The organism is Alteromonas sp. R7, from assembly GCF_055755235.1.
In genome coordinates, this window is record NZ_JBVTQX010000004.1 from 29,641 (window position 1) to 42,489 (window position 12,849).

The 12,849-nt window shown below is 40.6% G+C and carries 14 protein-coding genes; all 14 read left to right on the forward strand.

Features of this window, described 5'->3' with window-relative positions:
- Positions 1-10: 10 nt before the first annotated feature.
- The 14 genes from AC0J2X_RS07845 to AC0J2X_RS07910 all read left to right on the forward strand — a co-directional run bounded on the left by AC0J2X_RS07845 (position 11) and on the right by AC0J2X_RS07910 (position 12,833).
- Positions 11-1,984 (forward strand): phospholipase D-like domain-containing protein, encoded by a 1,974-nt coding sequence (locus tag AC0J2X_RS07845; protein WP_069944285.1) that lies wholly within the window; start codon positions 11-13, stop codon positions 1,982-1,984.
- A gap of 2 nt (positions 1,985-1,986) precedes the next feature.
- On the forward strand, positions 1,987-4,563 hold the full coding sequence (locus AC0J2X_RS07850; RefSeq protein WP_069944286.1) for a DEAD/DEAH box helicase family protein: 2,577 nt from the start codon (positions 1,987-1,989) through the stop codon (positions 4,561-4,563).
- Positions 4,564-5,043: 480 nt separating this feature from the next.
- Complete coding sequence (locus AC0J2X_RS07855; RefSeq protein WP_069944287.1) at positions 5,044-5,832, forward strand: PhzF family phenazine biosynthesis protein; 789 nt, start codon at positions 5,044-5,046, stop codon at positions 5,830-5,832.
- Between the two features lie 199 nt (positions 5,833-6,031).
- Complete coding sequence (locus AC0J2X_RS07860; RefSeq protein WP_231513070.1) at positions 6,032-6,646, forward strand: DUF6630 family protein; 615 nt, start codon at positions 6,032-6,034, stop codon at positions 6,644-6,646.
- Positions 6,647-6,720: 74 nt separating this feature from the next.
- Entirely contained in the window at positions 6,721-7,386 is a 666-nt protein-coding gene (locus AC0J2X_RS07865) for a uracil-DNA glycosylase family protein (RefSeq protein WP_069944289.1), read from the forward strand.
- Between the two features lie 75 nt (positions 7,387-7,461).
- Positions 7,462-8,481 carry a PDDEXK family nuclease gene (locus AC0J2X_RS07870; RefSeq protein WP_014998281.1) on the forward strand — a complete coding sequence of 340 codons (1,020 nt, stop codon included), beginning with the start codon at positions 7,462-7,464 and terminating at the stop codon, positions 8,479-8,481.
- Positions 8,482-8,643: 162 nt separating this feature from the next.
- Positions 8,644-9,138, forward strand: a complete 495-nt coding sequence (locus AC0J2X_RS07875) for an AAA family ATPase (protein WP_069944290.1) — start codon at positions 8,644-8,646, stop codon at positions 9,136-9,138.
- Between the two features lie 42 nt (positions 9,139-9,180).
- Positions 9,181-9,648 (forward strand): hypothetical protein, encoded by a 468-nt coding sequence (locus tag AC0J2X_RS07880; protein WP_069944291.1) that lies wholly within the window; start codon positions 9,181-9,183, stop codon positions 9,646-9,648.
- A gap of 106 nt (positions 9,649-9,754) precedes the next feature.
- A complete protein-coding gene (locus tag AC0J2X_RS07885; protein ID WP_069944292.1) occupies positions 9,755-10,786 on the forward strand; it encodes a serine hydrolase domain-containing protein in 1,032 nt (343 codons plus the stop codon).
- Positions 10,787-10,963: 177 nt separating this feature from the next.
- Positions 10,964-11,284 (forward strand): DUF6419 family natural product biosynthesis protein, encoded by a 321-nt coding sequence (locus AC0J2X_RS07890; RefSeq protein ID WP_170826503.1) that lies wholly within the window; start codon positions 10,964-10,966, stop codon positions 11,282-11,284.
- Between the two features lie 34 nt (positions 11,285-11,318).
- The gene (locus AC0J2X_RS07895; RefSeq protein WP_014976507.1) at positions 11,319-11,723 is read left to right on the forward strand and encodes an MAPEG family protein; all 405 of its coding nucleotides are present in this window, start codon (positions 11,319-11,321) and stop codon (positions 11,721-11,723) included.
- 14 nt (positions 11,724-11,737) lie between these two features.
- On the forward strand, positions 11,738-11,962 hold the full coding sequence (locus tag AC0J2X_RS07900) for a hypothetical protein (protein ID WP_014976508.1): 225 nt from the start codon (positions 11,738-11,740) through the stop codon (positions 11,960-11,962).
- A gap of 21 nt (positions 11,963-11,983) precedes the next feature.
- Entirely contained in the window at positions 11,984-12,241 is a 258-nt protein-coding gene (locus tag AC0J2X_RS07905) for a hypothetical protein (RefSeq protein WP_014976509.1), read from the forward strand.
- A gap of 46 nt (positions 12,242-12,287) precedes the next feature.
- Positions 12,288-12,833: a hypothetical protein gene (locus tag AC0J2X_RS07910; protein WP_014976510.1), complete on the forward strand. Its 546-nt coding sequence runs from the start codon at positions 12,288-12,290 to the stop codon at positions 12,831-12,833.
- The last annotated feature ends 16 nt before the right edge of the window (positions 12,834-12,849 follow it).

Consider the following 12,849-nt stretch of genomic DNA (forward strand, 5'->3'; position numbering starts at 1 on the left):
GGACATAGAGATGAGTAGAAAATTAGCCCCATCTTTAGCAAGCTACTTTATCCCTCCTAGAGGATTTAAAGGGGAATTCGGCTTAGTGGCCGGTTATTCAGCTGATGCCGAGTTTTTTAATGATGCGTTAGAAAAATTCACTTTGAATATGAAAGGGCAGAGGTCCTATCAAGGGGGGATAAGCCTTACATTAATGCTTGATCCTAATCATGTCCAAATATCGCCTATTGCATGCCCAGGCTTGTTGCACCTTGCATTTAAACACGACACAACTAAACAGTTTAAATTACTACATAGCAAAGTCGCTTTACTTACTTTTAAAGCCATTGAGAGTGAAGAACAATTTATACGTTTAATTGTTTCAACAGGTAATTGGACGAGGCAAACACTTGAAGACAGCCTCGATCTTGTGTGGTCGATTGATGTGGTGCCTGGTAATAAGGATGAGCAAGGTAAAGCTGACATTCTCGCTGCTTATCATTATTTTAATGACATTCTTAGACATTTTGATACGGCTATTTTGACTGACAGCGGAGCCAGTAAACTGAAATCTTATACACATACTCAATATGCAAGGTTCCATAAGCTATTTGACGAAGTAGTTGTAGAAGATAGTATAAAGCCTCGTTTTTTCGACAACCGTTCAGCATCGCTTTTAGACCAGTTACCTGCTTTGGTAAAACACCACTGTAGTGAAAAGAAGCGAAACTATTTGTCTTTAGGATCTGGCTTTTACGAGGGCGGCTCTAGTGATGCTGTTCCAAGTGTCATTAACTCCCTTCATCTGCGTTTAATTGATGAAAGCTTGCTCTCAAAAAATGCTGACAAAAATATTATTGTCAATCAGCATGGGTGTCAGTCTATTGCCAGTAGCTTAAACAGTTTAAAAGATAATAATTGGCAAGTATTAAAAGCATATGACCCTTTATATCAGGGTGGGAAAATGCAGCGAAGCTTGCATGCAAAGTTTATTTTTTCTGCCAAGTCATCCGAAACCACAGATGAATGCAAAAGTGCATGGGTGTATTTAGGGTCGGGTAATTTAACTGGCCCAGGCTTTACAAAAAAGGCGTCAAAATTCGGTGGTAACATAGAAGCGGGAGTAGTATTTGAAGCTAAAGGTATTACTTGGGTTGGGGAAGAAAACCCAGAAACGGCTTTAAGTTTAAAATTACCCCTTTGCTTTGATAGTGATTATGCGTTAACCGACACATCACAACTAAGTGGAGGTAGTGAAATGCCTGAGCATGAGGCAGAGCATATATCTCTACCAATCTCCTACTTTGTACTCGAAGAGTTAGAACACGATAAATACGCTTTAGTACCCAATACCCCATTTACTGATGCTTTTACAGTTGTCAACGCTGGTGCAGATAAGCTAACAATCAAATCAGAAGCATGTTTACTATGGTTTGGAAAGCCGCCTAGGCAACTCACGGTTTCATGGTGCAATAATAGCACTGTTCATACTGAGGACATTCCTGTTATTGATCAATATGGCCGGGTTGCCGCGACTGAACTCCCCGAATTAGCCCTTGATGATGCTTGGTATATGTTTAGTGCTTTTCCACTTCTACCAAGCTTTGAAACTGAGGGATACGAGGGCGACGAAGGCGATGGGGCATCTGATGATGGACAAGTTAAGGGCGCTGAAATGGATGTTGAAGTCGATAAGCGCTACTCAATTAACACAATGATGGTTTTGATTGAGCTTATCGCAGAAAAGCAAACTGAAGTATCAGAAAAAGACTGGATACAATGGTGTACTCGTTTAGAGCAAACATTTTCTCAATTAAAGAGCAGTTCAGCTTTTACTTTCTTCAAAAACATAGCAATCAATCCAATCTCACCATTATGGCAGCCTCCCTTTAGGCCAGACTTTGCTGAATCAAACGCAACTGAATTAGGTGCTTATTATGAAGAAGTGCTGAAACGACTCGAACTAAAATTAGGGTTGGCAGCATTAGCAAAATTAGGAGAGTAGTGATGAAATTCAAAGGTTGGGAGCAAGTAGCAAACATCATTTCTGACTCTTTAAGTACAAATGAAAGGTTAAATTCTGGGCAAAAGTACAGTGTTCGCAATCTAATTAAAACATTGCCAACCTCAGGTGCAATCATTGCGGATGAAGTCGGTATGGGTAAAACCCGTATTGCCGTTGAGCTTATTCATGCTGTAAAACAATCTGGTGGACGAGTATTGGTCGTTGTTCCGACAACCTTGGGGTTTCAATGGCAAAGCGAGCTAGAAGAGAGAGATAAAGACCTTAAGCCAAAATCAGTAATACGAAGTCTTTGGGGGTTTCTAGATGCTTATAGCGATGAGGATACCGCTGAGCCGTGGGCAGATGAGCCCGTAATTCTGCTTTCACATAACTTTGCAAATTGGCGCCTAGGAATCGGTTCTAAAGCAGAACGTTGGGCTTTATTGCCTGAGGTCTATGGTCAATACCATAAACTTCATAATGGAAGTGTACCAAGAGGTTATCATAAGCGCACAGACTTAGTGTCTTGGGAGGCCGAGATATGTGCCAAAAATATAGTTAATCATGCAAGAAAACTACCCAAAAAGCATATTATTAACAAAACCCTAAGTGACATAGTAATAAGCTTCAATTGGGGAATGAGTGGTTTTGAGGGAGATGTTTTCTATGCGGGTAGTGAATACAGAAATTTACTCGAAAAAACAGTAGGGTTAGGCTTGGGCGCTTTTGATTTAGTCGTCATAGATGAAGCGCATAAAAGCAGAGGTGAAACCAGCAGCCTTAATACGATATTAAATAATATCGTATTAAAAGCCGAGGAAGCCCGCAACCTTGCTATGACAGCAACCCCTGTCGAATTGGGTGTTGGTCAATGGGATGACATGCTCAGCAGAATTGAGCTACCAAAAGAAAAACGTGATGAGATTCTAGAGGTCGTCAAAAATTATGCTCAGGTTGTTTCAAAGTTCAAGAAAACTTGGCGTTCAGACCCAATAATCAGACGACAATTCAAAGACATCTCAATTCAGTTTCAGAAGGCACTAGCGCCTTACTTATTTAGAAGAGACAAACGTCAAGATGAAACTATCAAAGCGTTTCATAGAGCTTCTGGTTTACCTATAAACGCTTATCGTCGGCATATACCAGTAAATATAGAAGTATCTGAGCTTACAAGCGAGTGGAAAAAAATTGTCTGCGCCGTTGAAGGACTTTCCGCAGCATCGAGTATGCAGACAGATTCAACATCCAAAAGAGCAAGACTTACTTTAGCGAATGGTCACGGCATTGCGGGAATAATTGATAAAGCCATTAATGCTTCAGAAGATGACGATGCGTTCGAAACAGAAGACGTTAATTTACCCAGTAAAAAAGAACAAAGAGCTCAGTGGTGGCATTCAATCATTGCCAACTCGTTTCAATCAGGAGAGGAGTCACTTTATAGCCATCCAGCTATTTTAAAAGTAATTGATGGGATAGAAAGTGATTTATCGAAGGGCCAAAAAGCGCTTGTATTTGGCAAGATGACAAAACCAATGCGGGCTTTAGTTAACCTGCTAAATGCTAGAGAAATGCTTAGGTCTCTTCAGAAAAAGCGTTATTGGCCTCAAAGTAAAATCCAGGAAACCACAGATAATAGTGCAGAATCTGAGGAATTGGCAGTTAAAGCAGCGCTTTATCAACTAAATATTGAGTGGAGTATTAATGAGGTAAACGATAGGCTGGCTGGGCAATATAAAGTACACACTAACAAACTGGATAAGGCCAAAAATACGCTAATTAAAAATATTGAATCAGTTAAAGCTAAAGTTTTTGATTCAAGAACCTTAGCTTTATTTGAAGCATTTAAAGTCTCATTAAAATCAAAAGAGTCAGAAAAACAAACCAACTTAACTGACTTTGCAAATGCAATATTTGAATTAATAGATAAAGAAGGTTTTGAGTTTTCGTCATTTGAAATTGCTCAAGGCTTTAGAGATTTAATGAATGTGCTGACAGCCAAAAACGAAGGCGACCAGAATGGTGATGGCGAGTTGGATATGGATGAAGCCAAAGGGCTGTGGCCAATCATATCCAAGCGCGTTTCAGCTGAATTTACTCATATTAGAGGAGGCTTGGCGCGCCTGATGTACGGCGGTACAGAAGCGCATAGTAGGAGAGTTATGCAGTTAGGTTTTAATCGTCAAAATAGCTTTCCCAAAGTGATAGTTGCCCAATCGGCAGTGGGCCGTGAAGGACTAAACTTACATCAAGCATGCAGAGTCGTGTACTTACTTCATCCTGAGTGGAACCCAGGCGTGGTCGAGCAGCAAATAGGGCGTGTTGACCGCCTTGGCTCAAGGTGGCAAAAAGAATTCGAAGCTTTTCAAAAACAAGGTGGTGTTCTGCCATTCATCGAAGTTAAACCTGTGATTTTTAAAGGCACTTACGATGAATATAATTGGCAAGTACTTGATACAAGATGGGATGAGCTTCGTTCCCAACTACATGGCGTGATCTTACAAGCATCTGAAAGAACGCGTGGTGATGAAGATATATATGACGAGCTTTGCAGAGCTGCACCTGACTTTAGACCAAAATAAGATTTGTATGATGGATTAGTAAATTTGAAAAGTTAAAACTTGCCTACATTAAGTGCATAAAGGAGTTACTATTGCAACTAATACTGGTTTTATCGCTTGGAGCTACATTGATGCTACTGGTTTTTACAAGCATCTTGGACTTCTGTAGTCATCAAACTGCTCATTAGTTGAATTAGTCTCGACTTAACAAGACAGGCATCTTTGTGCTTTTTTATTAAGCATTTAAAAGAAGAGTTTAAATGAATGGTATTTATCGAATTCTGATTGCTCTGGCTCTTCTAGTCGCAGCTATAACATCTTACAGTATGGGAGTTCAGTCAGGTGTATTCCTGTTCATTATTTTGGGGCTCGTTGTAGAAGGGGCATTTTGGTTCAGCTTGTTTTCAATTAAAAGACGAAAAGAGGCCTAACGATACGTACCAGCACTTGAATAGCCATAATTGCTGAGCGTTGGGTTTTCAGCATACAAAAGGAAGATAGATGAAGCTTAAGATGTTTCAGGTTGATGCTTTTGCAAACCATGTTTTTGAAGGTAATCCGGCTGCCGTATGCCCATTAGAAGCTTGGCTTGATGATAGTTTGTTGCAGGCCATTGCTGAAGAAAATAACCTCTCTGAAACCGCATTTTTCGTTCCGATGGGGAACGCCTATGAATTGAGGTGGTTTACACCAGCAGATGAAGTTGATCTTTGTGGGCATGCGACACTTGCTGCGGCTCATGTACTCTACACTCATCTAAACTACGCCAAGCAGGAAGTAGTTTTCCATACCCGCAGTGGGCCGCTTACTGTCACGCGAAGTGGCACGGGTTTTAGTATGGATTTTCCGGCTGCATCGCTTATCAACACTGAAGCACCTTCAGCGCTAGTTAATGCGCTTGGCAAAGCCCCGAAGGAAGTACTATCCGGGTTCGACTATCTCGTTGTTTTTGATTCTGAAGAAGAAATAAAATCACTAAAACCGGATTTTGAAAAACTCAAAGAGCTTGGGCTACGGGGTGTGGTTGTAACTGCCCCGGGACAAGAGGTCGATTTTGTTAGCCGCTGTTTCTTTCCTAAGCTTAGAGTGAACGAAGATCCGGTCACAGGGTCTGCCCATTGTGAACTTGCGCCATACTGGGCTAGCCGTCTCGGTCGCAATAAGCTTAGTGCTCGACAGCTGTCTAAGCGGTCGGGCAGCGTAGAATGTGAAGTCAAAGGTAATAGAGTATTCCTATCAGGGAGCAACGTGGACTACATGACCGCAGAGATTAATATCCCGCAAAACTAACTAAAGAACAGGCACTTTATATTACACTCTGAGAGAATAAGGGGTTCGCACCTTTAAAGAGAATCATCGACTAAACGAGACAGGCATCTTTGTCTAAAAGGGTCTACATTATGGGTCTGTCTAACTAGTTATTTTTACGTCGGTATCCGCTATATATGGAAGCCCACTGTAGTGGATAAAACCAAGTTGGAATCAAGGAATGATGAAGAGATTACTGATAGTTATAACTGCTCTTATTGTTATAGGCTGTAATGAAAATCAGCCGAAAAACCACTCCCCAGAAATTGCATTAGCAAAGATAATCGGCAATGGCAATCAAACCGTTGTAAATGACGTTCAACTTTACCTTTCTGATAAGAAAGCATACAAACTAAAACACAAAGACGGACTAGAAGAAAGCGGATTTGATGGAGCCTTTGAAAATTCATTTGACCTTACATTTGTAATTATAGAAGGTCTAAAAAGCATCAACCGTGTAGTGATTGTAGATTGGAGAGAGGATGCGCAACATGTCTTCGATTTATTAAACGATTTATCTAAAAATGCACTTGCTACTTGCAGCATATCGAGCCAGCTGGCGGACGATATGATGCAAACTCAGTTCAATATATCTTACTACTTAGAGTCTAGTGAATCTGGCTTTTTATTCTCAACCTGTGCAAAAAGCATGGGGTTAGAAATTATTGGCATTGACGATGGATCAGACACGTTCGTCTTGTCTTTAATACCAAGTGGCAACGCGGCAAAACTCAAAACATATTCGCAGCAACTAAAATTGATTATAAAGACATACGATAACCGTGTGACTAGTTAGTTGGAGCGAAGAAGAACGTGCTGCGATAGCTTTTTTGTACTGCTTAAATTTTTCTATTTTTTTTCGAGGCAAAAATGACCAAAAATGAAATACCTATTATTGCTAAACAAGCGCTGTCTGAATATCTAGAGGAACCAGGAAGCGTTCTCTATAGTAGTCATGAAACACTAAAGCCTAGTGATATTTACTTGCTCGGCTTCAATCCAGGTGGCGCAAACGGAAAGCCAGTTGAACAAAGTATTAGTTCAATGCTTACAAATACCACTAACGCCTACTTGGATGAGAGTTGGGAGAATCATAAAGGTGTGTGGGCAAGTGGCGAAGCCCCTCTTCAAAAAAGAGTTCAATGGATATTTGAAAGCCTTGGGATCAACACCAGAGATGTGTGTGCGAGTAATTTAATATTCTTACAGAGCCGCGAAGCTACAGATATTAACTTTTCATTAGCTGAAATATGTTGGCCAGTACATGAGGCAATTTTAAGCGTTGTTAAGCCAAAGCTTATAATAACTTTCGGAAACTCTGATGTTTCACCCTACGGCTACTTGCATTCTATGTTCGGCGGCAAAGAAGATTATTTACCGTCAGGACACGGAAACTGGGCGGTTAAGGGATTTAGTTGCAAGATCAATGAACGCCCTATTTACGTTGCAGGCCTACCTCATTTAAGTCGCTACTCTCCTGTAGGTAAAACTGAAGTTATCAAGTGGCTGTTAAGTAAGATACAACGAGTCAATTAACATCGCAGCTTTGATGCAGCCGCAAAAGGCTGTATCAAAGCTGTTACCTGTTATTCACTCAAAGGAATGCAAAGCATGCTCTACAAAATAGAAGAACAAGCAGAAGTATTTGAAAAGTTGGAACCCGTAGAGTTCAAAGACTTTTCTAGCTTTGGAAAATTAGAGAAAGATCTAGAAAACTTAATTGCGAACAGTATTTTAGACGTCTTATTTGAAGACGCTAGATTGATGCCGGTGTTTCAAGAACGCCAATGGCAGGCAGAAGCTGACATATATGCACTGAATGAAAGTGGCGAATTAGTTATATTCGAGCTAAAGCGTGCATCTGCCGGGAAAGATGCTGTTCATCAAGCGCTGAGATATGCGCAAGATGCTGGTCAATGGAGCTATCAAAAATTAGAAAATAAGTTCAAAGAATATAGCAAAGGCGACATGTCGCTAGTTGAAGCACACAGAGAGGCTTTTAGTCTTGAGCACCAATTAGAGCCTAAAGAAATTAATAATAAACAGCACTTATTAGTTATCGGCAGTGCAGCGGATGACTCATTAATATCTTCCGTCGATTACTGGAAGAAAAGTGGTATATCCATCGATTTCTTGCCCTATAGAATTTATGAACTTGCTGGCGAAAAGTACTTTGAGTTCTTTGCGCTTCCCTATGATAAGCACAAAAACCCAAGTGATGTAAAAGGTGTATTATTTGATACAAATCGCAGTTGGAATGAGGACTCTATTTGGTCGATGATGGATAATAGTCGTCTGGAGGCGTATGGAGACGCCAAAAGGTTTGTTCACCATGTTCATATAGGCGACATTGTTTTCTTTTCCCACAAATGGTGTGGCTTGATAGCTGCTGCAAAAGTGAAAGGTGAGGTTAAAGCGCCAGACAGTGAAACACTGTATCGAGACGTAGAGTTTTTAACTCCCATCCCAAACCGAAACGATAACACGTTATTGGCTATGCCTTTTTCAGAAGTGAGTTCTAAAACAGGTAAAAGTTTCTTTTGGGCCAGAACGATAAAAGTACCTTACTTAACGAAAAGCGAAGCACTTGAGTTAGTCGATGAGCTTAATAATTATTTACATCGCACTTAACAAGTTAACGCGGTTGGGGTTCTTCACAGTCAAAGCTTTAAGCGCTAGTGCACTTTTAATGGCCTTTTGGTAGTTTCTGGCTACGTTGCCGTGGACTGTTACAGGTCGTTTAAAACGCATTGTTAGTTCAGCATTTTATTAGTTGATTTAAGGAGGGTGGTTTTGGCAAAAATTTTAATATTTGGAAACTCTGGTTCTGGAAAATCTACGCTGGCACAGCACTTATGCAAAACACAAGATTTGGCTCATTTAGATCTAGATACATTAGCGTGGAAACCTACTAGCCCTCCTGAGAGAAAGCCTATTGATGACTCTGAAGAAGAGATAAAGGCTTTTATTTCTTCTAACGACAAATGGGTAATTGAAGGCTGTTATACAGACTTACTAAAAATTGTAGAGCAGCAGTCTACTGAAATTATATTTATGAACTTACCCACTGAATCCTGCATTTCAAACGCAAAGGCGAGACCTTGGGAGCCCCATAAATACAAAACAAAGCAAGCCCAAGATGACAACTTAGCAATGCTTATTGATTGGATTGGGCAATATTCAGAAAGAAACGATACATTTTCTTATGCGGCACATAAGCAGTTTTATGATAGCTACCATGGTCATAAAAAGATGATTACGCAAAATGTCCCAACCGAGACAAGTTAGGCAAATTCGTTAATATATGAAATAAGTGAAACGGAGTTTCTAGTGAAAAAAAATATACTTCTTGCATTATCACTTCTAGTGTCAGCTACGGTATCGGCTGAAGATATTAAAATAGATCTTGAGCAGCTTGCCCAACAGTACTTCGACACAATGGTTGCAACTCAGGCCCCTGGCGCGACAAAAGTTGAGCTTGAAAATCACTTAAATTTGCTCGCGGATGATGTTGGTCATTCACATTTGCCATGGGTGATAGACGATACGCGATTACCTGACGGTAAGGAGCAAATGAGAGAGGGCATGACATTCTATTTAGGCGCACATACAGAATATAATGCTGAGCTGTTAGATGTTTTTACATTTAATCACTCTGCTATTGCTATCAGATATAAGAATTATGTCAAGGGCGTGCATCCGCAAAACAATCAGCCTATTGAATACAGTCAAGTAATGATGGAAGTACTAGAAATAGAGTACGGTAAGATTGCTGTAATTCGAAAGTACCATGAGTAAGTTTCATTTTCGATAGCCGTTTAGGTAACAATTGTATTTTCGGTTGCAATAAGTTGGCGTACACCTAGTGATAGTGTTACATGATGAGCTTTAAAGGCAAGGTAAAATGACGAAGAACCGAAGAACAACAATCATCAGGCTTCTTCTGCTAATCAGTACCATTGTTTCTTTGTTTTTCGTTCCGTGGATATTGGTTAAAGCCTGGATCCTACCTTTGCCACACACAGTACAAGAACAAGTTGATGAGGCAATTAGCCATGGCTTTGACGGTATAATTGTTTACGTGGATCAGGCGGGAAAACCTCCAGCTTTTTACACAGCAGGCTGGAAAGATAGAGATAACAAAATACCCGCTGCCCCCGACTCTTTATTTAAAATTGCCAGTATCAGTAAGTTGTACACTGCTGTGGCTATCACCAAAATGGCGCGAGAACAGCGACTATCCCTAGACGATTTACTCGTTGATCATTTACCCGAACTCAAAGACAGAATTGAGCATTCAGAAAAAATAACGCTTAAAATGATGGTGCAGCATAAGTCAGGAATCCCTAACTTTACTGATAATGCTGCCTACTGGGAAAACGAACCGGAAAACGGCAAGCGAGCGCTCGACTTTGCGCTAGATCTTCCGGCGAGTTTTGAGCCCGGTGATGGATATGAGTATTCCAACACGAACTATCTGTTGCTTCGCAATCTTATGGATAAGGTTTTGGGGTACAGTCACCACGAGTACATTAAGCAAAACATTTTACTTCCGCTTGAATTGAACAACACCTATTTTTCATTGAGCGAAGTCAATATGGACGACGTGATGAGCGGCTATTACGTTGGTTACGAGGAAGATGTTAAGGCGCGCGACTACGGTATGCTAGCGACAGCAGAAGATGTGGGTAAGTTCTTACGAGCGCTAAACAACGGCGCTATTTTCAATGAAGGCGAAGCGGAACTTTACCCTTATGTTTTCGAGCATGGAGGCTTGGTTATCGGCTATCAAAGCCTTGCAGAATATGACAAAGACCTCGATACCGTGGTTGTTCAATTTATCAATACCACTGACTTTGAAGGTTATGAGTGGAACTTGTCTGAAATCACAATAAGCCGAATCTTTAAAATACTAAGAAAAGCAGAAAACGAGTAGGTGGTAGGCTTGGTTCAACGCTTGTTCAGTGTAGGCCAATCATTACAAGTTAGAAAATAATGGGTGGCAACAGAACGGTTTTTATTATGTAGTTAGTTTATTAACTCGCCGTTTTTACTCTATGCTTTTAGTGATTATTTTATCTCTTCAGCTGCTCGGCAAAAAAAGGGGCAAAACGTGAAAAAACTCTTCTTAATGTTATCTGTGCTTATATCGGTTTTGTGTTTGCTACTGGCCGCTGCGCCATTTACTCCGGCAGTTGCGGGCTCGTTTTTAATGCTTATGCTCGCTGGAGTTTTAGGCTTTAAAGGGTATTCAAAAATAAGCTTGCTTTTGCTTTGTATCAACACCTTTTCGGTAGTTGTCAGCCCTAACATAAACGAGTCTAGTTTTGCCGCATTAACTGTAATATCGATTATCTTTATTTTCTCTTTCACCGGTGTAGCACTTGGTCTGCCGAAAGGTGTTCAAAGATATGATAGTTGCGTTGATAGCTAACGAAATTTGATAACAACGAGATAATTAAACCAAGATGTCTAATTTAATAACCCCTATGTTTATGCACATTCTTCTTTGTGCATTGCTCTACGTATTTCTCACGCTAGCTCGCGCGCCTTCGGTATGGGGAGTAGGGAAAAACAAAGATGGTTCAAACCCGTTTGCTGATATACAGCCTAAAGTAAGTGCGAATCTGAGCAATCAGTTTGAGTGGCCGTTATTTTTTCACGTTGTTTGCGCCTTGCTAATTTCCTTAGGTGAGCCAATTAGCAATTCACAAGTCTTCCTTGCGTGGGTATTTTTTATTGGCAGGGTGCTGCATAGTCTTGTACAAATATTTACTGACAATATTAGATTGCGTGGTTTGGTGTTTACTATCAACTTCGTTGCCGTTCTTGCAATGTGGTTGTTGCTTTTTATAGAACAGGTTTTAGGTTAAAGAGCGTAAGGGTTATGGAAGAAGTTTTTGAACCGCTGGGCCGCTTTATGCTTCGAGTAATAAAGTGGATTATCATAGACGCTATTATGGAATTCGTTTTGAAGGGCACGGGCCATGTGGTGCTCAAGTTGCTGACCTTCGGCAAGTATCCAAGAGCAGGTCGTGATGAAGGAAGGACCGTTGCTGTTGGTTTTATAAGCTTTGTGGTGGTTTTTGTCTGTCTTGCAATGATTGCTTAGAGTTGAAAAAGGATATCTGCGATGAAATTAGAAAAGTGGGCGAGAATAAGAGAAAAAGGAAAACAGCGCTTCGTTCTAGTTTACGGCGTTTTAGGCTGGGGAGTCTCTACCGGTTTATTATGGTCATTACTTATGGCGTTTATTGAGCCTTCCGAAAATATCTGGGGGCGACTCGCCATTGCGATGATCATCTTTCCCATTGCGGGTATCGCTTTTGGCCACTTAACGTGGAACAAATCTGAAAAAGCTTTTGCAAAAGAAACGACGAGAACTGTATAGAATTGCTAGAACATGTCTTGTAATAACCAATGAAGGGAAGCCGCTGTTGTTAAGTATCAAAAAATTATTTGTTGTTTCATTAACTTTGCTTGTAGTTAGTTGTGCCAATATACCTATTGCAACAATGCTTGAGTTTCGCTCATTTGATGAGGAGAAATTTGTTGAACTCGACCCCAATCATTTACTTACGAAGATTCACTTAGACAAGCCTGCCGAAATAAAACCAGAAAGCACCTGGCTTACCTTGGGTGTTAGCTCCTCAGAGCAAGAAAGAAGTTTTAAGTATAATCTTGAGGTTATTTCAGAAAAAACACTGCCGGCCGAGTCAGGATGGCTGAGTAAAACGCCAGTGCGAACTGAGTACATTTTAGGGTTAAGTGCCGACGCAATAAAAGAATTCACTGAACTTCAAGAGTTCATGGGTTCTGCATCGCCAACGGGCTTTGATCTTCACGTCAATACTGGGTTTAAAGAGGCGGCAAATGAAATGACAAGCATCACTATGTCTATCTTTTTAAAGCTTTACGCTGATGAAGACTATTTTACGCTAATCGATAGAGCGGAATTAGATATCGAGAAAGGAAGCGAGTAACTTCTATTAGGCTGGC

What these genes read in the sequence shown, in the direction of transcription:
- AC0J2X_RS07865 (WP_069944289.1), top strand. Translation starts at nt 6,721, where the DNA reads ATGACCAAAAATGAAATACCTATTATTGCTAAACAAGCGCTGTCTGAA.
- AC0J2X_RS07870 (WP_014998281.1), top strand. Translation starts at nt 7,462, where the DNA reads ATGCTCTACAAAATAGAAGAACAAGCAGAAGTATTTGAAAAGTTGGAA.
- AC0J2X_RS07855 (WP_069944287.1), top strand. Translation starts at nt 5,044, where the DNA reads ATGAAGCTTAAGATGTTTCAGGTTGATGCTTTTGCAAACCATGTTTTT.
- AC0J2X_RS07905 (WP_014976509.1), top strand. Translation starts at nt 11,984, where the DNA reads ATGAAATTAGAAAAGTGGGCGAGAATAAGAGAAAAAGGAAAACAGCGC.
- AC0J2X_RS07900 (WP_014976508.1), top strand. Translation starts at nt 11,738, where the DNA reads ATGGAAGAAGTTTTTGAACCGCTGGGCCGCTTTATGCTTCGAGTAATA.
- AC0J2X_RS07885 (WP_069944292.1), top strand. Translation starts at nt 9,755, where the DNA reads ATGACGAAGAACCGAAGAACAACAATCATCAGGCTTCTTCTGCTAATC.
- AC0J2X_RS07895 (WP_014976507.1), top strand. Translation starts at nt 11,319, where the DNA reads ATGTCTAATTTAATAACCCCTATGTTTATGCACATTCTTCTTTGTGCA.
- AC0J2X_RS07860 (WP_231513070.1), top strand. Translation starts at nt 6,032, where the DNA reads ATGATGAAGAGATTACTGATAGTTATAACTGCTCTTATTGTTATAGGC.
- AC0J2X_RS07850 (WP_069944286.1), top strand. Translation starts at nt 1,987, where the DNA reads ATGAAATTCAAAGGTTGGGAGCAAGTAGCAAACATCATTTCTGACTCT.
- AC0J2X_RS07845 (WP_069944285.1), top strand. Translation starts at nt 11, where the DNA reads ATGAGTAGAAAATTAGCCCCATCTTTAGCAAGCTACTTTATCCCTCCT.